This is a genomic window from Mesorhizobium cantuariense (assembly GCF_042647205.1).
Lineage (GTDB): Bacteria > Pseudomonadota > Alphaproteobacteria > Rhizobiales > Rhizobiaceae > Mesorhizobium > Mesorhizobium cantuariense.
In genome coordinates this window covers 3,244,005-3,269,780 of the sequence record NZ_JBHRVD010000001.1, presented here as the reverse complement: position 1 = coordinate 3,269,780, position 25,776 = coordinate 3,244,005, and the positions used below count along the sequence as shown (strand labels likewise).

33 protein-coding genes are annotated in these 25,776 nt (G+C 61.9%); 14 read left to right on the top strand and 19 right to left on the bottom strand.

Annotated elements, in window-relative coordinates:
• Positions 1-474: 474 nt before the first annotated feature.
• The 4 genes from ACFOJ9_RS15735 to dusA all read left to right on the top strand — a co-directional run bounded on the left by ACFOJ9_RS15735 (position 475) and on the right by dusA (position 3,183).
• A complete protein-coding gene (locus tag ACFOJ9_RS15735; protein WP_378979679.1) occupies positions 475-837 on the top strand; it encodes a hypothetical protein in 363 nt (120 codons plus the stop codon).
• Between the two features lie 273 nt (positions 838-1,110).
• The gene (locus ACFOJ9_RS15730) at positions 1,111-1,350 is read left to right on the top strand and encodes a hypothetical protein (protein WP_378979677.1); all 240 of its coding nucleotides are present in this window, start codon (positions 1,111-1,113) and stop codon (positions 1,348-1,350) included.
• Positions 1,347-2,171: a hypothetical protein gene (locus ACFOJ9_RS15725; protein ID WP_378979675.1), complete on the top strand. Its 825-nt coding sequence runs from the start codon at positions 1,347-1,349 to the stop codon at positions 2,169-2,171. The genes ACFOJ9_RS15730 and ACFOJ9_RS15725 overlap by 4 nt, the downstream gene beginning before the upstream one ends.
• 13 nt (positions 2,172-2,184) lie before the next feature.
• Positions 2,185-3,183, top strand: coding sequence for a tRNA dihydrouridine(20/20a) synthase DusA (gene dusA, locus ACFOJ9_RS15720; protein ID WP_378979674.1), 999 nt, complete (start codon positions 2,185-2,187; stop codon positions 3,181-3,183).
• Positions 3,184-3,197: 14 nt separating this feature from the next.
• Here dusA and ACFOJ9_RS15715 read toward each other — a convergent pair whose 3' ends face one another.
• On the bottom strand, positions 3,198-3,902 hold the full coding sequence (locus ACFOJ9_RS15715; RefSeq protein WP_378979672.1) for a TIGR02281 family clan AA aspartic protease: 705 nt from the start codon (positions 3,900-3,902) through the stop codon (positions 3,198-3,200).
• Between the two features lie 13 nt (positions 3,903-3,915).
• A complete protein-coding gene (locus tag ACFOJ9_RS15710; protein WP_378979670.1) occupies positions 3,916-4,149 on the bottom strand; it encodes a DUF1289 domain-containing protein in 234 nt (77 codons plus the stop codon).
• A 197-nt stretch (positions 4,150-4,346) separates the two neighbouring features.
• Here ACFOJ9_RS15710 and ACFOJ9_RS15705 point away from each other — a divergent pair, with 197 nt between their 5' ends.
• Entirely contained in the window at positions 4,347-5,345 is a 999-nt protein-coding gene (locus tag ACFOJ9_RS15705; protein WP_378987801.1) for a nicotinate-nucleotide--dimethylbenzimidazole phosphoribosyltransferase, read from the top strand.
• Between the two features lie 33 nt (positions 5,346-5,378).
• On the opposite strand, the gene ACFOJ9_RS15700 is transcribed toward ACFOJ9_RS15705, so the two are convergent.
• Entirely contained in the window at positions 5,379-6,899 is a 1,521-nt protein-coding gene (locus tag ACFOJ9_RS15700; RefSeq protein ID WP_378979668.1) for a sensor histidine kinase, read from the bottom strand.
• Positions 6,900-6,973: 74 nt separating this feature from the next.
• Here ACFOJ9_RS15700 and ACFOJ9_RS15695 point away from each other — a divergent pair, with 74 nt between their 5' ends.
• The 4 genes from ACFOJ9_RS15695 (at position 6,974) to ACFOJ9_RS15680 (ending at position 9,472) form a co-directional block, all read left to right on the top strand.
• Positions 6,974-7,594 (top strand): thermonuclease family protein, encoded by a 621-nt coding sequence (locus ACFOJ9_RS15695; RefSeq protein ID WP_378979666.1) that lies wholly within the window; start codon positions 6,974-6,976, stop codon positions 7,592-7,594.
• Positions 7,595-7,639: 45 nt separating this feature from the next.
• Positions 7,640-8,251: a glutathione S-transferase gene (locus tag ACFOJ9_RS15690; RefSeq protein ID WP_378979664.1), complete on the top strand. Its 612-nt coding sequence runs from the start codon at positions 7,640-7,642 to the stop codon at positions 8,249-8,251.
• A complete protein-coding gene (locus ACFOJ9_RS15685) occupies positions 8,191-8,871 on the top strand; it encodes a uracil-DNA glycosylase family protein (protein ID WP_378979662.1) in 681 nt (226 codons plus the stop codon). Before ACFOJ9_RS15690 ends, ACFOJ9_RS15685 begins: the two co-directional genes overlap by 61 nt.
• A gap of 109 nt (positions 8,872-8,980) precedes the next feature.
• A complete protein-coding gene (locus tag ACFOJ9_RS15680; RefSeq protein ID WP_006205209.1) occupies positions 8,981-9,472 on the top strand; it encodes an Lrp/AsnC family transcriptional regulator in 492 nt (163 codons plus the stop codon).
• 27 nt (positions 9,473-9,499) lie between these two features.
• Here ACFOJ9_RS15680 and ACFOJ9_RS15675 read toward each other — a convergent pair whose 3' ends face one another.
• On the bottom strand, positions 9,500-10,066 hold the full coding sequence (locus ACFOJ9_RS15675) for a DUF3299 domain-containing protein (protein ID WP_378979660.1): 567 nt from the start codon (positions 10,064-10,066) through the stop codon (positions 9,500-9,502).
• Between the two features lie 315 nt (positions 10,067-10,381).
• Between ACFOJ9_RS15675 and ACFOJ9_RS15670 the strand changes: the two genes are divergently transcribed.
• The gene (locus ACFOJ9_RS15670) at positions 10,382-11,737 is read left to right on the top strand and encodes a hypothetical protein (RefSeq protein ID WP_378979658.1); all 1,356 of its coding nucleotides are present in this window, start codon (positions 10,382-10,384) and stop codon (positions 11,735-11,737) included.
• 129 nt (positions 11,738-11,866) lie between these two features.
• Here ACFOJ9_RS15670 and ACFOJ9_RS15665 read toward each other — a convergent pair whose 3' ends face one another.
• The 12 genes from ACFOJ9_RS15665 to moaA all read right to left on the bottom strand — a co-directional run bounded on the left by ACFOJ9_RS15665 (position 11,867) and on the right by moaA (position 21,028).
• Complete coding sequence (locus ACFOJ9_RS15665; RefSeq protein WP_378979654.1) at positions 11,867-12,433, bottom strand: GNAT family N-acetyltransferase; 567 nt, start codon at positions 12,431-12,433, stop codon at positions 11,867-11,869.
• Complete coding sequence (locus tag ACFOJ9_RS15660; RefSeq protein WP_378979652.1) at positions 12,393-13,097, bottom strand: DNA alkylation repair protein; 705 nt, start codon at positions 13,095-13,097, stop codon at positions 12,393-12,395. Before ACFOJ9_RS15660 ends, ACFOJ9_RS15665 begins: the two co-directional genes overlap by 41 nt.
• A 9-nt stretch (positions 13,098-13,106) precedes the next feature.
• The gene (locus ACFOJ9_RS15655; RefSeq protein WP_378979650.1) at positions 13,107-13,976 is read right to left on the bottom strand and encodes an NAD(P)-dependent oxidoreductase; all 870 of its coding nucleotides are present in this window, start codon (positions 13,974-13,976) and stop codon (positions 13,107-13,109) included.
• Between the two features lie 238 nt (positions 13,977-14,214).
• Positions 14,215-15,036 carry an ABC transporter permease gene (locus ACFOJ9_RS15650; RefSeq protein ID WP_378979649.1) on the bottom strand — a complete coding sequence of 274 codons (822 nt, stop codon included), beginning with the start codon at positions 15,034-15,036 and terminating at the stop codon, positions 14,215-14,217.
• Positions 15,033-15,752 carry an ABC transporter permease gene (locus tag ACFOJ9_RS15645; RefSeq protein ID WP_378979648.1) on the bottom strand — a complete coding sequence of 240 codons (720 nt, stop codon included), beginning with the start codon at positions 15,750-15,752 and terminating at the stop codon, positions 15,033-15,035. Before ACFOJ9_RS15645 ends, ACFOJ9_RS15650 begins: the two co-directional genes overlap by 4 nt.
• An 81-nt stretch (positions 15,753-15,833) precedes the next feature.
• Positions 15,834-16,619: an ABC transporter substrate-binding protein gene (locus tag ACFOJ9_RS15640; RefSeq protein ID WP_378979647.1), complete on the bottom strand. Its 786-nt coding sequence runs from the start codon at positions 16,617-16,619 to the stop codon at positions 15,834-15,836.
• 157 nt (positions 16,620-16,776) lie between these two features.
• A complete protein-coding gene (mobB, locus tag ACFOJ9_RS15635) occupies positions 16,777-17,286 on the bottom strand; it encodes a molybdopterin-guanine dinucleotide biosynthesis protein B (protein WP_378979646.1) in 510 nt (169 codons plus the stop codon).
• Positions 17,283-17,915: a molybdenum cofactor guanylyltransferase MobA gene (mobA, locus tag ACFOJ9_RS15630; protein WP_378979645.1), complete on the bottom strand. Its 633-nt coding sequence runs from the start codon at positions 17,913-17,915 to the stop codon at positions 17,283-17,285. The genes mobB and mobA overlap by 4 nt, the downstream gene beginning before the upstream one ends.
• A gap of 56 nt (positions 17,916-17,971) precedes the next feature.
• Positions 17,972-18,892, bottom strand: coding sequence for a DMT family transporter (locus ACFOJ9_RS15625; protein WP_378979644.1), 921 nt, complete (start codon positions 18,890-18,892; stop codon positions 17,972-17,974).
• 115 nt (positions 18,893-19,007) lie between these two features.
• Positions 19,008-19,367, bottom strand: a complete 360-nt coding sequence (locus ACFOJ9_RS15620; protein ID WP_378979643.1) for a hypothetical protein — start codon at positions 19,365-19,367, stop codon at positions 19,008-19,010.
• Positions 19,368-19,502: 135 nt separating this feature from the next.
• Positions 19,503-19,976, bottom strand: a complete 474-nt coding sequence (locus ACFOJ9_RS15615) for a hypothetical protein (RefSeq protein WP_378979642.1) — start codon at positions 19,974-19,976, stop codon at positions 19,503-19,505.
• Between the two features lie 56 nt (positions 19,977-20,032).
• Positions 20,033-21,028, bottom strand: a complete 996-nt coding sequence (moaA, locus tag ACFOJ9_RS15610) for a GTP 3',8-cyclase MoaA (protein ID WP_378979641.1) — start codon at positions 21,026-21,028, stop codon at positions 20,033-20,035.
• Positions 21,029-21,221: 193 nt separating this feature from the next.
• Between moaA and ACFOJ9_RS15605 the strand changes: the two genes are divergently transcribed.
• Entirely contained in the window at positions 21,222-21,575 is a 354-nt protein-coding gene (locus ACFOJ9_RS15605) for a gamma-butyrobetaine hydroxylase-like domain-containing protein (RefSeq protein ID WP_378979640.1), read from the top strand.
• A gap of 72 nt (positions 21,576-21,647) precedes the next feature.
• Positions 21,648-22,259, top strand: a complete 612-nt coding sequence (locus ACFOJ9_RS15600; protein WP_378979639.1) for a pyridoxamine 5'-phosphate oxidase family protein — start codon at positions 21,648-21,650, stop codon at positions 22,257-22,259.
• Positions 22,260-22,277: 18 nt separating this feature from the next.
• On the opposite strand, the gene ACFOJ9_RS15595 is transcribed toward ACFOJ9_RS15600, so the two are convergent.
• Positions 22,278-22,730, bottom strand: a complete 453-nt coding sequence (locus ACFOJ9_RS15595) for a MarR family winged helix-turn-helix transcriptional regulator (protein WP_378979638.1) — start codon at positions 22,728-22,730, stop codon at positions 22,278-22,280.
• A gap of 47 nt (positions 22,731-22,777) precedes the next feature.
• On the opposite strand from ACFOJ9_RS15595, the gene ACFOJ9_RS15590 reads away from it, so the two are divergent.
• The gene (locus ACFOJ9_RS15590; protein WP_378979637.1) at positions 22,778-23,686 is read left to right on the top strand and encodes an alpha/beta hydrolase; all 909 of its coding nucleotides are present in this window, start codon (positions 22,778-22,780) and stop codon (positions 23,684-23,686) included.
• Between the two features lie 13 nt (positions 23,687-23,699).
• Here ACFOJ9_RS15590 and ACFOJ9_RS15585 read toward each other — a convergent pair whose 3' ends face one another.
• On the bottom strand, positions 23,700-24,095 hold the full coding sequence (locus tag ACFOJ9_RS15585) for a rhodanese-like domain-containing protein (RefSeq protein ID WP_056587731.1): 396 nt from the start codon (positions 24,093-24,095) through the stop codon (positions 23,700-23,702).
• 92 nt (positions 24,096-24,187) lie between these two features.
• Positions 24,188-24,802, bottom strand: coding sequence for a TetR/AcrR family transcriptional regulator (locus ACFOJ9_RS15580; RefSeq protein ID WP_378979636.1), 615 nt, complete (start codon positions 24,800-24,802; stop codon positions 24,188-24,190).
• Positions 24,803-24,901: 99 nt separating this feature from the next.
• Here ACFOJ9_RS15580 and ACFOJ9_RS15575 point away from each other — a divergent pair, with 99 nt between their 5' ends.
• Positions 24,902-25,648, top strand: a complete 747-nt coding sequence (locus tag ACFOJ9_RS15575) for a 3-oxoacyl-ACP reductase family protein (RefSeq protein ID WP_378979635.1) — start codon at positions 24,902-24,904, stop codon at positions 25,646-25,648.
• Positions 25,649-25,776: the final 128 nt, after the last annotated feature.

Genomic DNA, 25,776 nt, shown 5'->3' with positions numbered 1-25,776 from the left:
GAAGGGCGTGGTCAGAGACTGATCTTGAGATAGCGGCTTGTCGGTAGATAACGAGCTGTTGGATAGACCACTCGCGATCGGCGATCGGCACGCTGCCGCAGAGGGGCTTCACCACGGTCCGGAGAGCCGACGTCCCCAGCGTCGGCCGTAGGAAGGCGGCCGAGCGCTGGCTTGTCGGCTGGCGCCATCCCCGCCCTTCGGATGCATAGGCTTCACGGCTCCAATGGAAGTGCCCCGGCCGCGACAAGCCACCATCAAATCGAGGCTTCCGTCATAGTGCGGTGGCGCGCCATCCTGTCCGAGATGGGGCGCTGCGCATCGCCCAGCCGCATTGGCTGTCGACAGCCAGGGGTCTCACCATCCTGACACGAATACGCAAACCGTCATGTTACGGTCTTATGGTTTTACGCCACTGGCCTGATCGCCATCAAAGCAACGGGAGAGTTTGCCACGTCTAGGATCAACCGCCGCGTCTTGCTCTTCCACTCCGGCAGCGCAGTCGTCGCCTCGTCGATTACGGCAACGGCGCTCGGTACAGAGCGCCCAGGCCGAGTCCAAAAGCCGCCCAATAATCTGCGAGCGCTGATTGAGGCGCACAAGACAGCCTATGCTGAGTTCGGCAAAGCGCTGCACGAGATAGGCGGTGGCAGCGGCGACCCCGCCAGAGCCAGCCGGGAGGAGGAGAGGGCGCTGCTCGTCATCTGCGGCTATCCTGCTGTTGGGGAAGGGGATCGCCTGGCCAAGGCCCGATATCTTTTAGAGATCGAGGCGCGCGGTGAATTAGACCTCGCAGAGCATATGCAGGCCGTTCTCCGATCGACGATGTGGAAGGGCTGATGCGACCGGCGCGCGGACGGTCAGTTAATTTGTGTCTGGTGTGCGCCTCATTTCAGTCATTCAGGCAGTCTTGGCGATCTTTTCAAAGCTGCCGGTCCGTTCAGGTCGCTGAATTGTCCATGACAGGCGAAAGAGCATGGAGATTTGACATCGCGCGAATGACGTCGGCGGCGAATCATCCAACAATTTCATCAGATCGATGCCAGTTTGAGGCGTTGTCGACGCGGCCCGCCGATGCGATACTCACGCAAGGGGATCGTTTCAGGGGCGGACGTGACGAAGCCAGCAACGCGCATCGTCGAACTTGAGGACAACGAACTCGAAGAATTCGTCGAGATATACGCCGAACGGAAATCGAAAGATTACGTCGAAGTCGAGCGCGTTGGTGCGGCCAATGACAAGGGCCGGGACGTGATAGGATTTCTCTCGCGCGCCCGCCATGAGGGCGAGTGGGACCTTTACCAGTGCAAGCGGAAGACACGCGCTCGAAGCTCCGGATCGGCGAGGCTATGACGGAACTGGGCAAGGTCTTCCACCATCATGCCGCCGGCGCCTATGCGACGCTGCCGCGGTGGTACATCTTCGTTTCGCCGCGAGGCATCGACGGCTCGTTGACCACGCTGCTGCAGAACCCGTCCCGGATAGGGAAGGCGCTGCTGGAGGCTTGGGACAAGCATTGCCGGACGAGGATAACCGCCAGAAATCCCGTCGAACTCACGTCCGAAATCCGGGCCTCGATCGAGGGCTACGACTTCACGGCGGTCGAGTGCCTGACGGCGCCGAAACTGGTCAAAGATCCCGCCGCGCTTCCGGCTCTTGTCCAGGTGCTGGGTCTGCCGCCTGGCGAAGCGCCCGAAGGCGAGAGTCATTGGTCCGGCACCCTGGGCGGCCCGGTCGCGACCAAAACGAATGAGCCGTTCGCGATCGAGAGCCGCGATGTTGCACGTCCCCAGATGTCTTTGGAGCATATCGAGGGCTGCGGCCTTGGAGCGGCGAGGGGACTTGCCTACATCGCACATGTCGTCGATATGAAGGTCGATGAGTTCGCCGAAGGTTTTCAGGCGCGCTATACGGGACTTAGTCGGCGTCTCACCGCGATCGACTTGGCGCTCGGTTTCGGTTGCCCAGCGTCGTGCGTCGTCTCGGCGCAGGAAGGTCTCGCTGACGTAGCGACCTTTGCGACGGACTTGGACACGCCAGGAACCGGACGAGAGCTTTGTGTAGGTGGCCATTTTTTCGTGTGCGCTCCGTGTGCACTGAGAGATCGAAACGTGGCGAAAAGGGTCGTATTCTGGCGCAAATTCGTGTGCACTCGGCAGGTTCTAACGATTTGATGTTAAAGAAAAAATGCTGAAAAATCAAGATCATAGACTGGCCGTGGCGCCCATGATGGACTGGACGGACCGGCATTGCCGGTTCTTCCACCGCCAGCTGACGAGCCGTGCGCTGCTTTACACCGAGATGGTGGTGGCTGACGCGGTCATCCACGGCGCACGCGAGCGGCTGCTCGGCTTCGATGATGCGGAACATCCGGTCGCGCTGCAGCTCGGCGGCTCGGATCGCGAAAAACTTGCCGAGGCGGCGCGCATCGGCGAGGCATTTGGCTATGACGAGATCAACCTCAATGTCGGCTGTCCGTCGGACCGCGTTCAGTCGGGTACGTTCGGCGCCTGCCTGATGAAGGTACCGGACCTCGTCGCCGGCTGCGTCGCGGCGATGAAGGTGGCGGTGACAATTCCCGTCACCGTCAAATGCCGCATCGGCGTTGACGAGCAGGATCCAGAGCCGGCCCTCGATGCGCTGGCGGGTGGTGTTTTCGATGCCGGCGCCGACGCGCTTTGGGTGCATGCGCGCAAGGCGTGGCTGGAAGGGCTGAGCCCCAAGGAAAACCGTGACATCCCGCCGCTCGACTATAACAGAGTCTATCGGCTGAAGGCCAGAAAACCGAACGAATTCATTGGCATCAATGGTGGCATTCAGTCGATCGAAGAGGCGCGGACGCATCTCGATCATGTCGACGGTGCCATGCTTGGCCGCGCCGCCTACCACACGCCCGGCATTCTGGCCGGCGTCGATGCCGCCTTCTACGGCGCCAAGTCCGAGGCGTTCGATTTCGCTGCGCTGATCGATACCATGGCGGACTATGCGGCACGCCATATCGAGCAGGGCGGGCGGCTCGGCCATGTTGCGCGTCATATGGTCGGGCTGTTCCATGGCTTGCCCGGCGCGCGCCGCTACCGCCAGATCCTGTCCACCGACGCGACCCGGCCCGGCGCCGGACCGGACGTACTGAAGACGGCTTTCGCCGCCGTCGAGTTCGTTGGCACCGCGGCCGAAGCGGCTTAGCGCTCGGTCTGAGATTAATCCCTGAGGATCATGCGGTCGCCGCGCACGTCGAAGCCCGACAGCGAGCCGATGAAGTTCATGCCGAGCAGGCTCTGGCTGAGCATGCCAGGTGCGGCAATCATCACCGACATGTCCCTGCGCATGATGCCGCCGATCGCAATCTGATCGGTTTTCACGGCGGCGGCGCGCGCCATGCCGTTGGCGGTCGAAACCGGTATTGTGTAATTGAGCGCCGCTGGATTGAACCCGGCGGCTTGCGCATCCTGCGACGTCAGCACGGTGCTGGTCGCGCCGGTATCTACCACGGCTCGAACCGGGTTGCCGTTGATCAGGATGCGCGCTTCGAAATGGCCGTTGTCCGCTTTGTCGAGCGTCACCGTGGCGTGGCCGTCCTCGACACCCAGGGCCAGCGGGCTGCCGGGAACAAGGCCCGCGGTGACCCGGCTGGCGATATCCTGCAGCTCATAGCGATACTGGTAGCCGGCGATCAGCGCGAGCACGATGGCTACCCAGGCGGCGAGGTTGCGGGCCATGGCGCCCATGGGCCGGCCCGAGCGAAGCAGGCCCGCGCCGATGAGGGCGCCAAAGGCGCCTAGCCAGATCAGCCGGCTGAAATCATAATTCTCGACGCCGAGTGTGCTGCCGGCGGAATCGTTGAACATGAGCAGGACTGCACCCACCCCGATCGCGGCAATCAGTATCCAGAACAGCCGGCTCATTTGCGTGGTCGCCTCACGAAAGCGCATCCCGTTCGCGCGCCATGCGGGTGCGGCGCGTTTCCCGGCGCGGCCGGCGCTCGACCGTTTCCAACCGGGCAGGCAATTCAGCCATGACGCTGCGACGTGTTTCCGGCGTCATCTCGATCCAGCCGCCGATTTCCTCGCGCGTGCGGCCGCAGCCGAAACAGAAGCCGGTTTTCATGTCGATCGAACAGACAAGGATGCACGGGGATTCGATGGCCGTCATGACTTTCTCTTGGGCTTCCAACCGGAATCCCTTGCTCCATCACCACATGGTGCAACGGCAATGCCAATGCAAGCCCTCGCGATTGCGCCCTTCGCGGCCAGCTTTGCGGCAAATGCAGGACCATCATCCAGGAGGTTGTGCCAACCACGCAAGGCGGCTATGCCGCTCACCAACTCCAGGGAATGATTGCCAACGAGATGACCAGCGCGCTGCCTTTCGACGATTTTCGCAACCTGCTGGCTGACCTGCCGGCGGCCGACACGGTAGCCGAGGCCCGCGTGCGCACGCTGTTTGCCAAGGCCGACAAATCAGGCAATTCGCTTGGCCGCGTCGAAGACATCGCCGCGTGGCTGGCCGCCTGGAGCGGGCGGGCTCCGCCCGCGGTGACAAGGCCGCTGATGGCGGTCTTTGCCGGCAATCACGGCGCCACACGCCACGGCATTTCGCCACGGCCGGTGGCGGCGACCGCCAATACGGTCGAGCTTTGCGCGGCCGGAGGAGCTGCGATCAACCAGATCTGCATCGCCAACGATCTCGGGCTGAAGGTTTTCGATCTTGCCCTGCACATCCCGACCGCCGACATCACTGAAGATGCCGCGCTGGATGAGCGCGGCTGTGCCGCCACCATGGCCTTCGGCATGGAAGCGATCGCGGGCGGCACCGATCTGCTTTGCCTAGGTGATCTCGGCGTCGGCAACTCGACCGTCGCTGCTGCCCTGTTTGCGGCGCTGTTTGGGGGCAGGGGCGTCGACTGGGTCGGCCCGGGGTCGGGCGCCGATGCGGCGATGCAGGCCCGCAAAGCGGAAGTGGTCGATGCGGCACTGGCCTTTCACGGCGGCCATCTAGCCGACCCGCTCGAGGCGCTGCGCCGGGTCGGTGGCCGTGAGTTCGCAGCGATTGCCGGCGCCATCCTTGCCGCGCGGATGCAGAAGATTCCGGTGCTGCTCGACGGCCTCGCCGCAACGGCCGCCGCAGCGGTGCTGCACGCCGCCAACCCTGCCGTGCTCGACCATTGCCTGCTTGCCAGCCTGTCGCCAGAGCCTGCGCACGCCCGCGCGGCCGAACGGCTCGGTCTTCGTCCGTTGCTCGACCTCGGTATAAGCCATGGCGAAGGGGCAGGGGCCGCCCTTGCCGCGGGCCTGGTCAAGGCTGCGGCGCTGACCAGCTCGGGCATGGCAGCTGCGGTACGCGGTTAGGCACTAGTCAAGCTGCGTCTGGGCGAGCGCCCGCTACCGCCGCCGCGCCGCCACCGCTGCTGTGGGCAGCGCGGGCAATTCCTCCATCACCCGGCTCAGCGGGAAGATGGCGATCGCCTCGGTGCCTTCGCGCAGCTTGGAATGAAGCTCGAACTCACCGCCATGCATGGCCAGCAGCCCTTGCACGATCGGCAGGCCAAGCCCGGTGCCTTGCTCGGCGCTCTTGATGGCGATCGAGCCCTGGCCGAAGGCGGAAAGCACGATCGGGATCTCGTCTTCCGGTATGCCCGGCCCATTGTCCTTGATCGAAATGTACTGTCCGCCGCCCGCCGTCCAGCCGACACGGACACGAATTTCGCCGCCGGTAGCGGTGAATTTTATCGCATTCGACAGAAGGTTGAGCGTGATCTGCCGCACCGCTCGCTCATCGGCGAACAGGCGCGGCAACTCATGCTCGAAGTCCTGGACGACACGGATATCCTTGTTGCGCGCCTTCAATTCCATCATGTGGCAGCAATCCTCGGCGATGCTGAGCAGCATCACCGGCTCCTCATTGAGCTGGTAGCGGCCGGCCTCGATGCGCGACAGGTCGAGGATCTCGTTGATCAGATCGAGCAGATGCTGGCCGGATTCGTGCACGTCATGGGCATAGTCGCGATAGGTGGGATTGCTCATTGGTCCCAGCACCTCGTTCGACATCACCTCGGAAAAACCGAGAATGGCGTTGAGCGGCGTGCGCAATTCGTGGCTCATCGAAGCGAGGAATCGCGATTTCGCCAGATTGGCATCTTCCGCCCGCCGCCGCGCCTCATCCGACATCGATTTCGCCGTCTCCAGTTCGGCGATCAACGCATCCTTTTCGGAGCGGAACGACAACATCATCAGGGATGAGCGGTTGAGGTGACGGGCGACATAGGCAAAGAAGGGCAGCGACACGACCAGCAGCCCGGCCATGATTACCTCAATCGGCATCCACAGTTTGAACCCAACATAGGCATAGAGCGCCACCGGAACGGCAAACGTCGCCAACAGCGCCCCGCCCAGAGATGAGGTCATCACCGCCGTCGCCGCCATGGCGAACAGCAGCACCACGGCCTTGACCAACTGGAACTGGTCGATCCGGCAGGCGCCGCAGCCAAGCCAGACGAACCAGGCCCAGCCGAGGCCGCAAAGGAAATGGCCGATCAGGAATTCCCGTCGTGTTTGCAAAGGGTTGAGGTCGGAAGCTTCCGTGCGGTCAATGCGCCGCGCCATGAAGGCGACGATGGTGTAGCAAGTCAGTGTGAACAGCGCCCAGAGGCCGATCTCGTTGCCGACGCCGGCCAGCCGGCCAGCCGCCGCGATCGCCAGGATGAGAAGCGGGATGGCAATGGCGCCGCTGGTCATTGAGCGGGCGTGGAGCTTCAGCAGTTCGCGATCGAAATCGGGATTGCCGGCCTGCTGCGAAAGACGGTCGCGCGTCTTGCGCACCGCGCGCGCCACATCGCTGTTGCGATGAGGTTTCCTGCGGTCCACAATGAACTTGTCCGCTGTGTTCGAGCGTTGCAAGGGCATTAAAACTTCAATTATGCGAGCAGCGGTTTCCAAGTGTTAAGCTACGTTCGAATGATTAACCAACCGTTTGCCATATGAGCCGTTCCTGGTCGCCGAGGCGGCGTCCGCGATACGTCGCGCCACCCCGCAGCCTGTGGCGAAGGCTGGTGGATTACGGGCTTGCCGTCATCATCCTCGGGCTGTTGATCCTGCTGGCGGCCCGCCTCGACCGGGTGGAAACCCGCAAGACGCAAGGCGTGGCTATCGTCAACGACGGCGATTCGATCACGCTTGGTGCCGAGCGCATCCGCATGCGCGGCATCGACGCTCCGGAATTTACGCAGACCTGCCGCAGGAACGGCGCCGACTATCCTTGCGGCACGCTTGCGCGTCAGTCGCTGGTGCGCCTGATCGCCGGCAAGCCCATGTCCTGTTCCGGCTGGCAGCGTGATCGTTATGGCCGGCTGCTTGGCGACTGCACCGCCGGCGGCAAAGATCTCAATCGGGCGCAGGTCGAGGCGGGCTGGGCGGTTGCCTATGGCAACTTCGAGAGCGAGGAAGCTATCGCCCGCGCAGGAAAGGCCGGCATCTGGGCGGGAACGTTCGACCAGCCGCAGGACTGGCGCGACCGCCATCACGGCGAAGTCGTCGAGAGAAAGCACGGCACACTGGCGTCGATCGGCGATGCCGTGCGAGAGATTTTTCGCTTCTGGTGATGCGCATCCTGTAACTGGATCGCGAACGAACGAAGGATGATGGACATGAAGCTCTTCGACGGCGGGCGGGCGCCCAACCCACGACGGGTCCGCGTTTTCCTGGCCGAGAAAGGCATCGAGGTTCCACAGGTGCCCATCGATATGGGTGCGCTGGAGCACAGGAAGCAGGCTGTCAGCTCGCGCAACCCCTTGCAGCGTCTGCCGGTGCTGGAACTCGACGACGGCACCGTCATCACCGAATCCGTCGCCATCTGCCGCTATTTCGAGGAGTTGCATCCCGAGCCCGCTTTGTTCGGGCGTGGCGCACTCGGCAAGGCGCAGGTCGAGATGTGGCAGAGACGGATGGAATTCAATTTGCTCAATTGCGTCGCGCAGGCCTTTCGCCACATCCATCCGGCCATGAAGGAATGGGAAATCCCGCAGATCCCCGAATGGGGTGAGGCCAACAAGCCGAAGGCCGTGCAGTTCCTCAGGTTGCTGGACGGCGAACTGGGCAGCCGGGAGTTCATCGCCGGCGACAGCTATTCGATCGCCGATATCACTGGCCTGATCGCTGTCGACTTCATGAAGCCGGCACGCATCAAGGTGCCGGATGAATGCGCAAATGTGTTGCGCTGGCATCAGGCCGTCTCCAGCCGTCCGAGCGCATCAGCCTGAGAATGACCACCGATCTCGAAAGCTTCACCGCCACGGTCCGCGCTTGCCGCATCTGCGTGGAAAATCCGGTCGGCAAGCCGTTGTCGCACGAACCGCGCCCGGTATTGCGACCCTCGTCCAGCGCCCGCATCCTGATCGCCAGCCAGGCGCCGGGGACCAAGGTGCATCTATCGGGCATGCCGTTCACCGACGCCTCCGGCGACCGCCTGCGCAGTTGGCTTGATGTGACGAGCGGCGAATTCTACGACATCGAAAAATTCGCCATCGTGCCGATGGGGTTCTGTTTTCCCGGCCAGGATGCCAAGGGCGGAGACCTGCCGCCGAGGCGCGAATGCGCGCCGGCCTGGCGCGCGCCCTTGATGGCCTTGATGCCACGGATCGACCTGGTGCTGACGATCGGCATCTACGCGCAGTCCTGGCATATGGGTGCGGCGCGCCGGCCCTCGCTGACGGAAACGGTGATGGACTGGCGCTCCATCTGGGAGAATTCCGTCGGTCCGAAAGTGCTGCCGCTGCCGCATCCGTCGTGGCGCAACACCGGCTGGCTGAAGAAGAATCCATGGTTTGAAATGGATTTGCTGCCTTTTCTGCGTTCGGAAATCCGCTATCGCCTCGGTTGATCTTTCAGCAAGAAATCACTCGCTTTTCGACCGATTTGCAGAATTTCTTTCTTGTGAAAGGCCATGATAAGGGGGAGTATAGCCAATCTATTCCCCTAGGGAGCCAAAAATGGATCGCCTCGATAGAAAAATTCTCCGCCTCTTGCAGGAGGATGCGACACTCGCGGTCGCCGATGTCGCCAAGAAGGTCGGGCTGTCGACGACGCCTTGCTGGCGGCGCATCCAGAAGCTTGAGGAAGAGGGCGTCATCAAGCGGCGCGTTGCCATTCTCGACCATGAAAAGGTCAATGTGCGCGTCACCGTCTTCGTGTCGATCCGCACCAATTCGCACAGCCATGAATGGCTGCGGCGTTTCTCGGAAGTCATCCAGGAGTTTCCCGAGGTGGTCGAGTTCTACCGCATGAGCGGCGACGTCGACTATCTCCTGCGCGTCGTGGTGCCCGACATCGCCGCCTATGACGCCTTCTACAAGCGGCTGATCGCCAAGATCGAAATCCGCGACGTGTCGTCGTCCTTCGCCATGGAGCAGATCAAATACACGACAGAAATCCCGCTCGATTACATGGTGCTGGACAAGGAATCGGGTGCCAACGCTGCCTGAGCTTGACCTGGCATTAATTTGTCCCGCTTAGTTCTTCTTTTTGTTGAGGAAACTCCAGGGCGAATTGACCGGCAGCGTGATCGTATCGGGCACGCTGCCGACGGCGGTCACATCTGCCTTGCGGACGCTGTAGCCTGACTGAATGACGCTCACGCCATCAAGGATGAACAGCTGGCTCTTCTCCATGTCCGGCTTCAGCGCGCCGGTGACCGCGACCGGCTGATAAGCCTCGGACATCTTGTAAGGGCGAGCCGGCGTGACCAGCACGATCTGGTTGGGCGGCGGCGTCGGCATGTGGCTGCACGCACCCGTCCACGGCACCAGCAGGAACTGATAGACGAGATCACCGTCGCGATCGACCGGCAATGCGTAGCCGGCTAGCTGAATGCTTTTGTCCTGCAGGTTGAGGGACAGCGTCTCGCCGTGGTCGGGTAATTTTGCCGCGATCATCGGCAGTCCGACGTTTTCGGCGGCGGATTGCGTAGCCGGGCGCAGATCCTTCCAGAATATGTGCGCGGTCTCGGCGGAGGCTTGGCCGATGGAAACACCAAATGCCATAGCCAGGATCGCAACTAATTTGAGGCGGTTATTCATGAACTCCATTCTTGGCCAGTCTGCCGCCCGAATCGAGTCACACCGTCGTGATTCGAGAGCACTCTTGCAGATGTCGGATCATTCCGTGCTGTGAATGCACACTTTCGCTCTTGCACGCAATTTGATCAGTGTGATCGGGTGGCGCACCACCGGAATGGCGATCGATGATCCTCGCGGGAAGTTAGCTACGAACAAAACGTTGGGAAACCGCCGAAATTGTCTTGCCCGATCGCAATAGCGGAGCAGAGAATTGCATTGCAATACCCACAAACCGACAGCGTACGTCGTCGCCATCACCAGACATGGAGAAGCACCATGCCAACCAGCCATGATCTCAGTGGGCTGATGAAATTCCTTGACCGGGACGAATGGCAAGGATGTTTCAACGAGGTTTTCGACGATCATTTCGGCCCGGTTCTCGAAGCTTGTGAGATGGAATTCGAAGACCTCGCCGGAATCGTCAGCGGCGATTGGGCAATGACCCTTTGGGGCTGTGCCTTCGAGGATTTCCTGACCCAGGAGTTCGATGGCCAGCCCGCCAACATCGTCGATGATTATGTCAAGCGCCGGGGTTGGAAGGAAAGCGCGCAATCCAGGGCCTATATGCTGGCGCTGCGGACCTCCGTCATGAGCTTGTACGAGGTCAGCAATGTGGTGCCGGGGCAATCCCTTGTGGCGCGCGACCTTATCCGTGGAGGCGAGCCGGTCACCGTTAGCGAGGGCACCGCCACCAAGACGCTGAAACAATGGGACAAGATCGCCGCGCGGATCGTACCAGTCATGGGCAAGAACATCCTTGCGGGCGGCGTTTTGCCGTTCACCCCGCAGGCTACCGAGTCATTGTTCGACGGCCTGCGAACCACATTCGGCAAGAAAAAAACAAAAAAGCTACCTGCGTTGAACGATGACGAACTGCAGGCGATGGCATCATTGTTCACTCTGTCGTGGTTGTTTGACACCCTCGACAGGGTGATGCGCGGGCCATTGCTGCAAAACAATGACGGCGACGAGATCGTTTTCCACAATGTCCGTTTTCCCTTGGCGTCCGGCGTGGCGCCTCAGGACATCGCTTCCCGGCTGAACAGCATTCCGGGTATGTTGCAGGAAAGCGAGAAATTCTGGAGTTGGATGGAAGAGGTGCCGCAAGGTAGAGACAAGCCAAAAACAGCGGGGGCAACCACACTCGACACCCTGATGGACAGTGGTTCGAATGTGATAGGCAATGCCGAGTTGAAGGACCGCTTCCTGCATCTGTCCACCAATTCCGCAGCGCGGGCGAAAAGTGGGACGGACCTGATCCGCCAAGTCCTCGGCGATCTTGTGCGGACGCCCCTTACAGAAATCAGCACTGTCGAACAGATGATGGCCGAGCGGCCAGGCAGACATACCCAGACGCCGTCATCGAGTATTCCGTCGGAAATCGCCGAACAGACCATTCACGAGTTCTTGGATCGGCATTATCTGGATACTCTCGACCAACCGGTCGCAATGTTGGGTAATAAAACACCGCGTCAAGCCGCCAGGACCCCGGCCAGCCGGCAAAAGGCGGCCGACTGGCTAAAATATCTCGAAAACCAGACGGCCAAACAACCAGATCCCAACCATCCCATGGCCACCTACAGTTTCGAGTGGATATGGCAAGAACTCGGCCTTCGCGACTTGCGCCGATAGCCCTCTCCGCGGCAGCGCCCGGTAATGCATTGGGCCTGAAGCATTTTGTAGCCCTGAAACCATCTGGGGCCGCGGATACCGCCAAATGGGATGAAGGCGCTCTCAGTTCGAGCGCGTCTCACTCCAGCGTCAACGCTCGAGCCGCATCACATGTCGGCGAGAACCGGCCATGCCTGTGTGGAAGCCACGGGCGGCAAACATGTCGCGAAAGCCCATGAACCTGTAACTCGGCGACGCCTGATCGACCGGGTAAGCCTCGATCGTGCTGGCGCCCTTGGCGAAGGCGTGATTTATCGCCGCGTCGAGCAGTGCGGATGCCAACCCACCGCCGCGCAAGGTCCTCGGCACATAGAAGCAGACGATCGACCACACGCCGGTCTCGCTGTCGTCCTGCTGCCGGGAAAGCCGGCGATAGGTCTCGCGTGGCGCAACCGAACACCAGCCGACGGTTTTGCCTTCAACGTGGGCGATGATGCCGACAGGTGTATCGGCCTCGATGAGCGAAGTGATGGCCCGTTTCGGGACATGCTCGCGGCTGGGAAGGTTGCGCCAGGCCGTGCACCAGCAATATTTCGGCCCGCCCGGCTGCTCGAACAGGTTTTCGAAATCGGCGCGTGTCGATCGCGTCACCTCCGAGAAGCGGATTTCCGCCCCGTCAGCCTTTCCTGGCGGCGATCCGCTCGATCGTCCTGGCATTGGTCAGTTCCCTCACTGCGTCCTTGCCGATCCAGCGCGCCGTCTTGTCGGTCGACTGCGCCAGCCGTTCGGCGACAGCAAGGGCAGCGCCGTGCATATGCATCGATCGTTTGCCGATCGAGCGAAGCGCCCAGTTCGCGGCTTTCTTCACGAAATTGCGGCTGTCGGTGGCATGCGCTTCGATGATCGGCAGGAAGGCGAGAAAGGTCGTCGCCGGCTCTTTCTTCCGGTGAACGACAGACCAGGCCATCATGGCAAAGGCCGTGCGCCGAACGAATTCCCGCTCGTCGGCCGCGAATTCGGCGATCAGTTCTTTCCAGGCGTCCGTATCGACAAAGAGATCCGAGACGCCATCGACGATGTCCCAGGAGTCGAAACTGGCCGCCCATCTTCTTGCATCTTCAGCAGAAAACCGCTGCGGGTCAGCGGTGACGGAAGCGATGAACTGCGCCTCCATGATATCAGTCTCCCACAGCTCGAAGGCGCGCTCGTGGTTGCGCTTGATCTTCCGGGCAATCTGCCGCTGCACGCCGTGCGAGATGCCAAGGGCGCGCTCGATCTTGATGCCGTAGCGCAACATGCCGAGGCGGTTCTCCTCCGAGCCGATGGCGCGCAGGTGGGCGACAATTTCCCCGGCACTGGATTGAGGCGAGAGCTCTGCCACCGCAGAAACCTATTTTTCGAGACGCGCCAGCAGTGAGGACGTGTCCCAGCGCTCGCCGCCCATCGCCTGCACATCCTTGTAGAACTGGTCGACAAGTGCTGTCACCGGCAATCTGGCGCCGTTGCGATCGGCCTCGGCCAGGCAGATGCCGAGATCCTTGCGCATCCAGTCGACGGCGAAGCCGAAATCATATTTGCCGGCATTCATCGTCTTGTGGCGGTTCTCCATCTGCCAGGAACCTGCGGCGCCCTTGGAAATCACCTCGATCACCTTCTCGATGTCGAGCCCGGCCTTCTTGCCGAAATGGATGCCTTCGGCTAGACCCTGGACAAGGCCGGCGATGGTGATCTGGTTGATCATCTTGGTGAGTTGGCCGGCACCGGCCGATCCCATCAGGCCGACCATGCGGGCAAAAGCATCGATGACAGGCCTGGCCCTGTCGAAAGCGTCCTGCTCACCGCCGACCATGACGGTCAGCACGCCATTCTCGGCGCCGGCCTGGCCGCCGGATACCGGCGCGTCGAGAAATGAAAAGCCGCCAGCTTCCGCCGCCGCCGCCAGTTCGCGTGCGACCTCGGCCGACGCCGTGGTGTTGTCGATGAAGACCGAACCCTTCCTCATCGATTTGAAGGCGCCTTCCGGACCCGTCGTCACCGAACGCAAATCGTCGTCATTGCCGACACAGGAGAAGACAAAGTCCTTGCCCTCGGCGGCCTGCGCCGGCGTCGCGGCGAGACTGCCGCCATGCTGACCAACCCATTGCTCGGCCTTGGCCTTGGTGCGGTTGTAGACGGTGACGTCGTGGCCACCCTTGTTCCTCAAGTGCCCGGCCATCGGATAGCCCATCACGCCAAGACCGAGAAATGCAACAGATGCCATGAGCTTGCCCTTCAGATGGAAACGAAATTTGCCGCGAAAGCTCTAGAGCAATTCCAGGAAAAGTGTGAAGCGGTTTTCCCGGGAAAAGCGCGTAACGCTTTCCCTAGAGGAATTGCGTCAAAACAAGAAGATAGAGCGGTTCGGCGTTTCTGTGAAACGACGAACCGTTCTAGGCTCTGCGCTCAATTCGTCAAGACGCGTATGGCCAGATCGTCTGGTACAGCCGGATTGAAAATGGTCAGCGTTTCAGGTGAACGGTGATCCGGCGCTCGATCCACTCAACGCCATGACGCAAAATCTCGACCATCACCAGATAGACGAGCGCGACCCAGATATAGGCCTGAATGTCGAACGAGTTGGCGAAGGCGAGCTTTGCATTACCCATCAGATCATAGACCGTGATGATGGCAACGATGGCGGACGCCTTGACCATCAGGATCAGTTCGTTGCCATAGGGCCGCAAGGCGACGATCAAGGCCTGCGGCAGGATGATCTTGCGCAAGGTTTGCAATTTGTGCAGGCCAAGCGAGGCCGCTCCTTCCCATTGCCCTCTTGGCACGCTTTCGATGGCACCGCGCAGAATCTCGGCCTGATAGGCGGCGGTGTTGAGCGCAAAGGCAAAGACGCCGCAATTGAACGCATCCTTGAAGAAATCCCAGAGGCCAACTGTCTGGAGCTCTACCCGAAACGAGCCCAATCCGTAGTAGACCAGATAAGTCTGGACCAGCAGCGGCGTACCGCGGAAGAAATAGACGTAGCAATAGGCGAGGCCGGACAGGATCCGGCTCCTGGACATGCGCCCATAGGCGACAGGCACCGACAGGATCGCACCGAGCACCATCGATATGGAAACCAGCGAGAGCGTTACCCCAAGCCCGCGCAAATAAGCCGGCGCATATTTGGCGAAGAAATCAGCGTTCCAAGCTAGGAAGAGATAGCTGACGATGCCGAGGCCGAAAGCGATCCACAAGCAGACCAGCCCATAACCGACGATACGCCTGCGCGGCCAACCCCGCGCTTGTGGCGGGGGCCGCTCGACCATGGTGGTTGTGGCGCTCATCGCTGAGCCTCCCGCCGGCCAAGCGAGCGCAGAATGGCGCTGGTGGCGAAGGACGACATGACGGCCAGGCCAAGAAAGACCAAGGAGGCAACGCCGAAGAACAGGAAAGCATGCTTGGTGACGCGAGCGGCAATGCTGGCATTGCGCAGTGTCTCCGCGAGACCAACGACAGAAACCAGAGACGTGTCCTTGAGCAGGCTGAGCCAGCAGTTCTCCAGGCCAGGAAACGCGATGCGCAGCAGCTGCGGCACAATCACCTTGCGCATGGTCAGCCAGTTGGAAAGACCGATGGCATAGCCGCCCTCATACTGGCCTTTCGGGATGGCGCGGAAGGCGGAAAGGAAAACCTCGCTGGCGTAGGACGAGAAGATCAGCGCAAGCACGATCATGCCGGCGACGAAGCTGTTGACGTCGATGGTGGCGTCCGGCCGGAAATGCCGGACAAGATGCTGCAGCAGGATCGGCATGCCGAAGAAGAACAGGAAAAGCGTCACCAGCTCCGGCAGGCCGCGAAAGACCGTGGTGTAGATGTTGGCGGCAAGGCGCAGCGAGGGTTCTTCGGACTGCTTGGCGAGTGCAATGAAAAAGCCGATCGCCAATCCGATGGGCAGCGTGGCAAGCGCAAGCGCAACGGTGATCAGTGCGCCATAGGCAATATCGTCAAGCCAGCCTTCGGGTCCCCAACTGAGAAGTGTCCATATGCTCTGGGCTGGCATTGACCGATCTTATCTCCACGGCGTTCCCGAGACGAATAGAAAGACGGCGGGGAAATTCCCCGCCGTCTTGATCCCGGTTTATCAGGACTCGGCGCCGAAGACGTCGAACTTGAAGTACTTGTCGTTGATTTCCTTATATTTTCCATTGGCGCGGATGGCGTCGATGGCCGCATTGAGCTTGTTGACCAGGTCGGTCTCGCCCTTGCGCACGGCAATGCCGGCGCCCGGCCCGAAGATCTCGACCGGTTGCGGCGACGGCTGGCCAAGGATCTTGCAGCAGGCACCGTCAGGCGAATCCAGCCACTGCTGCAGCACGACGATATCGTCCTCGATGGCGTCGAGACGACCATTGGCAAGATCTGCCTGCTCCTCGGGGCTGCTCGGATAGCCCTTGACGGTGCTGTCGGTGTAGGTCTTCGAGGCATAGTTGAAATGCGTGGTGGTGGTGGCGACGCCGATGGTCTTGCCGGCGAGATCTTCCTTGGTCACGCCCTTCAGCGTGCTGTCTTTCGGCACAGCCAGCGCCGATGGGGTGTTGTAGTATTTGTTCGAGAAGTCGACCTTCTCCTTGCGCTCGGGCGTGATCGACATCGAAGCGACGATGGCGTCGAACTTGCCGGCCTGGAGGGCTGGAATGATGCCGTCCCAATCCTGGGCGACGAAGGTGCACTTGACCTTCATCTCATCACAAAGCGCCTTGGCGATGTCGATGTCGAAGCCAACGAGCTGGCCATCGGCCGTGAGATTGTTGAATGGCGGGTAGGCGCCTTCGGTGCCGATCCTCAGGGTCTTTTCCTGGGCCTGGGCTACGCCGAGCGTCAGCAGCGCGGCCGATGCGGCGAGCGCGATACGCAGTGCAATACGCATGATAGTCCTCTCTTTATGGTCCCGGCCGTCGTTCCGAACGGCTCTGTGGGGCGGTGCTTTTGACCGCCCGCTGGCGCGATACTCCCACTCTTTCCAAGAAAAAAGCAACTGCAAAACCACAAAAATGGGCAAGGCTATTCTGCCGCTGCGTCAGCGCTCAAGCAACGAGCCCAGTGGTGCGCTCGATGAAGTCGGCTATCGACTTTGCATCGTCGAGATCGAACACCGGCAGGTGCTCGCCTTCAGCCGCAAAATCGGCGGCAACGGCGACGATGTTGGGATCACCTGCCGAAAGCGGCGTGCGGTCCTTGGCGTCCAGCCGGCGGGTTTCGATCTTGCGGTGTGCTTCGCGCTTGTAGCCTTCGACCAGCACCAGATCGCAAGGCGCAAGCCGTGACAGGATAGCCTCCAGCGTCGGCTCATCCTCATCACGCAGTTCGTGCATCAGTGCCCAGCGAACGCCGGAGACGATCGCAACTTCGGTGGCGCCGGCCTGGCGGTGGCGAAAACTGTCGGCGCCGGGCTTGTCGATGTCGAAGTCATGGTGGGCATGTTTCACCGTCGACACTTTCCAGCCGCGCCCGACAAGCTCGGTGACCAGTTTTTCGGTCAATGTCGTCTTGCCGGAGTTTTTCCAACCGGTGATGCCGAAGACGCGTCTGTTCATGGCTTCATGCTCTGCAACAGACGTTCGGCGCGGGCAAGATCATCAGGCTCGTTGATGTTGAAGAAAGGGTCGACCGGCTGACCCTCCGATCGCAGAACCGGGAAGTCCACTTCGACAAAACCGTGCCGGTCGATGAAGGCCGAAACCCGCCTGATATCTTCATCGACCAGAAAGTGCCGCAAGACTTCGCGACAATCCGTCGGCCAGAATGCGAAGGTGGGGTGCCGCTTGCCGGCCGAGCATGCGACCGCAATCGAACCGGGATGTTGGTCGGCGGCCACCGCCAGTCGCTCGACAAGGTCCAGCGGCAGGAAAGGCGTGTCGCCGGCAGCGGTGACGATCGCCTTGCAGGCCGTGCTGGCAACGGCCCATTCGAGGCCGGTCAGGATCCCGGCAAGCGGCCCGGCAAAGCCGGTCACCATGTCGGCAAGCACCGGCAGGCCAAAGCGCGCGAATCGCGCCGGATCGCCATTGGCGCTGAGCGCCAGGAGGGCGATCTGCGGGCCGAAGCGCGAGACGACCTGGTCAAGCACGCAGCCGTCGCCAAGCGGCAACAGGCTCTTGTCGCCACCGCCCATCCGCCTGGACTGGCCGCCGGCCAGAATGATCCCCGAGACATTTCGCTTCATGCCATGAAGCCTGTACGCCAGCCGCCGGAAATCACAAGAACCTTCAAATGACCTGGCTAGATTCCGTCGGGCACCATGGTCGGCCCGGTGCTTTCGGCGACGATCTGTCGCCGGCCGACGATCCGCTCGCGGTAGAGCGCATAAAGGCCGGAGCCGATGATGATTGTGGCGCCGACGATCATCGGCAGATCGGGAATGTCGGCAAAGATGAACAGGCCAAGCAGGATCGACCAGATCAGGGCCGTATAGCGGAACGGCGCGATGAAGGAGATGTCGCCGGCCCGCATCGCCATGATGATGAACTGGTAACCGATAATCACCAGCACAGCAGCCAAGGCCAACAAGGCTGTGCTGTTGCCTGTCATCGGTGTCCAGCCGCCCATCGGCGACAGCAGCGCCGCGCCGACAATTGTCATGGCAATCGCGGTAGCGGTGGACACCAGCAATGTCGGGATGACCTCGGGGATACGCTTGGTGGCAAGGTCTCGCACCGCGCAACAGGCGACGCTGGCCAGCGCCGACAGCGAGTAGATGCTGAACCCTTCGAAGCCGGGCCGCACGATGATCAGCACGCCGGCAAATCCGAGGGCGATGGCCAGCCAGCGCCGCCAGCCGACAGTCTCGCCAAAGACAAGTGCGGCTCCCATCGTCACCGCCAGCGGCAGCGCCTGCAGCACCGCCGAAACGTTGGCGATCGGCAAATGGGCGAGGGCGACAAGGAAACTCACTGTTGCGCCGGCCTCGCTGATCACGCGCAGGGCCACCAGGGGCTGCAGCATCGAGCCCGGGCGGGCAAGGGCGCCGCGCTGCCAGGCGAGCAAGCCGACGAAAAGCGAAGCGAAAGCTCCACGGATCAACATGACCTGCGCCATGTTCATCGATTGCGACGAGTATTTGGTGATGGCATCGTTGAGGCAGAAGCCGGCCATCGCCACCACCATGAACAACGCGCCGCGAAGGTTTGGAGACAAGGGCAAGACGACTACCGGTTCTGCTTTGCAGCAAGCCTCTAACAGCCGGGCACGAAACAGCAACAGCAAAAGGCTGGGCCACAGCCTTGTTTGTGGCCCAGAATATCCTGCAGTGGCGAACTTACTTCTTCGGCGTCAGCAATTCGGTGCCGTTGCCTTCCTTGCCGGCGATCGTCCACAGGCCGTGCAGCGAGCCGTCGTCCATCATCTTGTAGACGACGAGGCCGATATCCTTGCCCATGACATAGCCGGCGGAGAAGGCGTCATCGTTGCGCATGCAGATGCCATCGGAAGATGAGCCGCCCGTCTCCCAGTGGATCGTGCATGTCGTTCCGCTGGTCAGCGTGATGGTCGCCTCGCCGCCATAAGCAGAGCCGTCGAAGTTGGTGCCGGCGACCGTATAGGTGCCACCGATCGACTGGGCCGCCGCAGGCACGGCCGCGAGGCCAAGCAGTGCCAGAGAAAGAACGAGTTTGCGCATGATGTAACCCCCCATTGGATGAAACCGTCCCAAGGGGAGGCTAGGCTGGAACGGACCAACGGTAAATCAGCTGAGCATTGGCGGATAAAGATTTGTTCGCGATGTGGCCGAAAATGCTCATGGTCCCCAAAACTCTCATGGTCCCTTGAGGGTGCCGGCGATGGCGCCGACCAGCGGATCGTATTTCGACTTCAGTGCCGGCGGGTAGTCGACCCAGACCGTGCGGATGACGCCGTCTTTCCCGAACAGGCGCCGCTCGTAAAAGATCTTTCCATCCTTCAAACCCGACACGACCGCCCAGTCCTTTCCGGCCTTGCCGTAGGTGACCTTGTAGCCCGGCTCCTTGCTCGCCTTCTCCTCGGCGAGAAAGCCTTTCGGCGTATCGTCGTCGATGTTGAGGATGCCCGAGCAGATCAGGCTGGCGCCGTCGGCACTCAGCCATTCCTGCCCGTCGCCATTGTCGGGCTCGGGCTGGCGCTCGGTGAAGACATCGTCGGGAAAGGTGCAGACAGTGCCGAAGCGCTCGTTCACATAGGTGAACGGCGCGGCAATTGCGGTGCTCGCCGCGATCGCCGCGAAAAACGTCCCGATTGAGAAGAGCCGCCGCATGTTTTGCCCCGAAGTCGACGACCGCACGGCAATTCTTGCACAGATCGGCGGGAAGGTCAGCCGCCGGTGACGCTCATATGGCGCGATACCGACGGGCGGCTGGTGCGGCGGTCGATGATGAAGTCATGGCCTTTCGGCTTGCGGCCGATCGCTTCATCAATGGCATCAGCGACCAGCTCGTTGCCTTCGGAGGCCCGCAAGGGCGCGCGCAGGTCGGCGGCATCTTCCTGGCCGAGGCACATATAGAGCGTGCCGGTGCAGGTCAGCCGGACGCGGTTGCAGCTCTCGCAGAAATTATGCGTCATCGGCGTGATGAAGCCGAGGCGCCCGCCGGTCTCGGCGACATGGACATAGCGCGCCGGGCCGCCAGTCTTGAAGGGAATGTCGGTCAGCGTGAACTGGCGCTCCAGCGACGCGCGCAGCAGCGACAGCGGCAGGTACTGGTCCGTGCGGTCGGCGTCGATCTCGCCCATCGGCATGGTTTCGATGACCGTCAGGTCCATGCCGCGGCCATGCGCCCAGCGCATCATGTCGGGCAGCTCGGCGTCGTTGAAATCCTTCAGCGCCACCGCGTTGAGCTTGACCTTGAGCCCGGCCGCCTGCGCGGCATCGATGCCTTGCATGACCTTGTCGAGATGGCCCCAGCGGGTGATCTTGTGGAATTTGTCGGCATCGAGCGTGTCGAGCGACACGTTGATGCGCTTGACACCACAATCGGCGAGTTCGGCGGCAAAGCGCGAGAGTTGCGAGCCATTGGTGGTCAGCGTCAGTTCTTCCAGCGCGCCGCTGTCGAGATGCCGCGACAGCTGGCGCACAAGATGCATGATGTTCTTGCGCACCAGCGGCTCACCGCCGGTGAGACGCAGTTTCCTGACCCCTTTTTCGATGAAAACCGTGCAGAGCCGGTCGAGTTCTTCCAGCGACAGCAGGTCCTTCTTCGGCAGGAAGGCCATGTCCTCGGCCATGCAATAGGTGCAACGAAAATCGCAACGGTCGGTGACCGACACTCTGAGATAGCTGATCGTGCGACCAAAGGGGTCGATCATGTCCATGCTTCAAGCGCTCCCCGTGAACGACGTCGTTATATACCGCTATGTGATACGATACGGCCTGGCATTCAAGATAGCCGGTGTTGATCTTTGGTAACATCTCTCAGCCGACATCGCATGTCGGTCGGCCTGAAACAGGCTTTTCCGGTTTAGAGAAGCGGCGTAGGGAAGGGTGGATGATACGGGATCGAACAGCATGACCGCACCGAAAGAGCTCAGGGTCTCGAAGGACCGCAAATTGCTGTCCGTCACCTTTCCCGACCATCGGCCGTTCGAACTGCCGGCGGAGCTGCTGCGCGTCGCCTCGCCATCGGCCGAGGTGCAGGGCCATTCGCCCGAACAGCGGGTGACGGTTCCCGGCAAGCGCAATGTGGCGATCCTGAAGATCGAGCCGGTTGGCAACTATGCCGTGCGCATCACCTTCGACGATTTCCACGACACCGGTATCTTCACCTGGAATTACCTGCACACGCTCGGCCACGAGAAGGATGCGCGCTGGGACGCCTATCTCGCAGAGTTGCAGGAAAAGGGCCTGAGCCGCGACCGCTAGGCTGATCCCATCGCTGTCGCGAAAACGTCATCCATGTGGGGTAACGCCGGCAAAGGTTTGGAGACGAGAAAAATGTCCGTCATCACCACGGTCGAGCAGCTCGAGGCGCTCTATGGCGTTCCAGGCGAGGCGTCGCTGGTCAAGGAACTCGACCACGTCATTCCAGAGTATGCCGCCTTCATCGAAGCCTCGCCCTTCGTCGCGCTGGCGACCAGCGGGCCGGAGGGGCTGGACTGCTCGCCGCGCGGCGATCTCGCCGGCTTCGTGCGCATCCACGATCCGAAAACCCTGATGATGCCGGACCGTCGCGGCAACAACCGCGCCGATTCGCTTCGAAACATCATCCGCGATCCGCGCGTCGGCCTGCTGTTCCTGGTGCCGGGCTCCGGCACGACGCTGCGTGTCAATGGCCGCGCTCATATCACCACGGATACAGCGCTGTGCGCGTCGTTCATGGTGGATGGCAAGGCGGCGCGATCGGTCACCGTCGTCGACGTCGATTCGGTCTATTTTCAATGCGCCCGCGCCATCGTCCGCTCCGAGCTTTGGAACCCGGCGAGGCATGTCGCCCCGAAGTCGCTGCCGACGCCCGGACAGATCCTGGAAATCACCAGCCGCAAGACCATCGACGGCGAGACCTACGACAAGGAATGGCCGGAGCGGGCGAAGAAGACGATGTGGTAAGTCTGGGCTGAAAGGCCGTTACGCCTCCTTCAGCACCTCATAAATCTTGCGCATCTGGTCGCCGATCATGTCGCACTGCTCAGGCGTCGACTGGCTCATCGCCTTCTCGATCAGCGCCATATGCACTTTCAGCGCCTGCATCAAAAGCGCCTCGCCGGCTTCCGTCAGGGCGAGCCGCAAGATGCGCTTGTCCTTGTCATCGCCGTCTCGGCGCAGCAGGCCACGCGCCTCCAGCTGTGGCAGCAGCATGGTGATGTTGGAGCGGCCGACGAGCAGCTTGCGGGCAAGGTCGTGCTGCGACATGCCGGGATGACGATAGAGGTTCATCAGCACGTCGAGTTGCGCCGGCTTCAGGTCGAGCGGCGCGAGCTTCACCGCCAGCGTGCGCTCCAGCACATGGCAGGCGCGCGCCACCGCGACCCAGTTGCGAAAACGCGGGTTGTCCCAAGGTAGCTCTTGTTTATTGTTCATCTTTGAACTATTATGTTCATGCTTGAACGTATGGATGGATTCTCACTATGGCATCATTCGGGCTGAAGGTCATCCGGGGCGTGTTTGGTGCGGCCGAGCGTGTCGCGCCGCGACTGACCGGACGCGCGGCGTTCGAATTGTTCTGCCGCACGCCGAACGTCAAGGCGCTTAGCGACGGCGAACGCCGCGCCGTCGATCGTGCTGCCGAGTTCATGACCGAGGCGCGCCATCACCGGCTGAAGACCGCAACCGGCTGCGTCATGGTGCACGAGTTCCGGCCGGAGCCGGGCAGGGCAGCCGCCGGCACGGTGCTTGTCGTCCATGGCTGGCGCTCGCGCACCGAGTATATGCGCGCATTGATCGAAGGCTATCGCGCCGCCGGCTACAAGGTCGTTTCGCTTGACCTGCCTGGCCACGGCCAGTCGCAGGGCCGGCGCTTGAACATGGTCAATGCCGTGGATGCGGTGCGGGTTGCCGGCGAGTGGTTCGGCCCCTTCGTGGCAGCGATCGGTCATTCCTTCGGTGGTGCCGTCGCCGCCAATGCCATCGCCGGTTCAGTCAAGAACATCCCGCCGCTGGCGGCTGGACGCCTGGTGCTGATTGCGGCGCCAAGTTCCCTGCCGGCGATCTTTGCCGACTTCAGCCGCATGCTCAATGTCGGCCCGCGTTCGCAAGCCGCCATGGCGGACCGGGTCGAGTATCTTTCCGGCCGGCCGCTGCACGAATTCACCGGCGATCGCCAGCTTGCCCAGGCGCCGGTACCGACCCTGGTCATCCACGCTCCGGACGATCGCGAAGTCTCGGCCGATCATGCAAGGCGCTATGCCGGCGCCGGCGGCCATGTGCGGCTCTACTGGGCCGACGGGCTCGGCCACCGCCGCATTCTCGCGGACAGGGGTGTGGTCGAACACGCGGTCGGCTTCGTGACGCATCGCGAGCCGTCGCTGCTGCATTGAGCGGCGATCGAGGTTATTTCTTCTTCTCGCCGGGTTCGACCGGCAGTCCGGCCGCCTTCCAGGCGGTGTAGCCGCCGAGGATGTGCTTGACCGGCGAAAGCCCCATGTCCTGCGCCGTCTTGGTGGCCAGCGCCGAGCGCCAGCCGCCGGCGCAGAAGAAGACGAAGCTCTTGCCCGAAGCGAAGAACGGCTTGTGGTAGGGGCTTTCGGGATCGATCCAGAACTCCAGCATGCCGCGGGTGACATGCTTGGCGCCGGGGATACGGCCGTCGCGTTCCACCTCGCGTGGATCGCGCAGATCGACGAAGATGGTGTCTTCATCGTCGAGCAGGCCGGCCGCTTCCTCCGGCGAAACCACCTCGATCTCGGCGTTCGCCTCGTCCAGCAGTTCGCGATAACCCTTTTTCACGCTCTCGTCCCTTCCGGCCTTGCTGGCCCCCAGCGTTGCTGGCCCTAGCATTGCTGGCAAGTCCGAATTTCGACCACAACAGCCGGCGTTTGTCACGCCGCGTCGGTTCCGGCCATTGTTGTCCAGGCAGCCATGGCACCGGCCACGGTTGCCAGTAGGGCCGCGTGCGAGGCGCCATCGCGCGCCTGGATCGACATACCGTGCTGAACCGTGGCGAAGAAGGTGGCGGCGGCGGCGCAGTCGAAATCCGTCGGCAGTTCGCCTTCGGCGACGCCGCGCTCGAGACGCTTCTGCAGGGCGGTGTGGTTTTCGGCGCGACGGCGGCGCAGATCATCGCAGATGGCACCGCGGCTCGAATCTTGATGCAGCGCGCCCAGCGTGATCAGGCAGCCCTGCGGGCGATCGGTCTGCGCATAGGCTTTCGCCGTCAGGCACAGAAATTGTTCGATCGCCAGCCGCGCGGTCGGTGCTTCCTCCAGCGCCAGCCAGATATCAGCACCCTCGGTGCGCGAATAAAGCTCCGTCGCCTCGATGAACAGCGCCTCCTTGCTGCCGAAGGCGGCGTAGAGGCTGGGCGAGTTGATGCCCATGGCGGCGGTCAGGTCGCTCATCGATGCGCCTTCGTAGCCACGCGCCCAAAAGACTTCCATCGCGCAGCGCAGGGCTGCGGTTCGATCGAAGGTGCGGGGGCGGCCTCGTTCCGACATGACGCTCTTTTCTGTGTTGATCGATACATAATTCAGTTGACGGCGACGGACAAGGCTGACAGATATTTATGTATCGATCATTACAAAAAGGAGAAATCGATGTCATCCAACCAACTGGGCGGCAAGGCCGCGCTCGTCACCGGCGGCAGTCGCGGCATCGGTGCGGCGATTGCGCGACGGCTGGCGGCCGATGGCGCCAGCGTCGCGCTGACTTATGTGCATGGCGAGGAGCAGGCCCGCGCCGTTGTCGCCGACATAGAGGCCAAGGGTGGCCGCGCCGTTGCGATCAAGGCCGACAACCGCGATGCCGTGGCCATAGACAAGGCCGTCGATGACGCCGTGACCGCCTTCGGCCGGCTCGACATCCTGGTCAACAGCGCCGGCATCTGGCGCGCCGCGCCGATCGATACGCTGTCGCTCGCCGATTTCGACGAGACCATGGAGGTCAATCTCAGAGCCCCGTTCATCGCCTCGAAGGCGGCGGCCGCGCATATGGGTGAGGGCGGCAGGATCATCTCGATCGGCAGCAATCTTGCCGAGCGGGTTACGGACACCAGTCTTGGCGCCTATTCGACCAGCAAGGCGGCGCTGGTCGGCCTGACCAAGGCGCTGGCGCGCGACCTCGGCCCACGCGGCATCACCGCCAATGTCGTTCACCCCGGCTCGACCGACACCGACATGAACCCGGCCGACGGTCCGCATGCCGAGCACCAGCGTCAGAAGATGGCGACACCGCGCTTCGGCAAGGCCGAGGACATCGCCGGCATGGTCGCCTGGCTCGCAGGTCCGGAAGGCCGTTTCGTCACCGGCGCTGCCTTGACCATCGATGGCGGCGCCAACGCCTGATCCGCCATGGATTCGCGGCTGGAGCGAAAACGCTCCAGCCGTCACGATGTTGTGAAACCGTTCTGCAACAGGCGTTCCAAAATTTATGAAAGCTTAACGAAATCGGTATGAATCAGTATAGTCGCGCC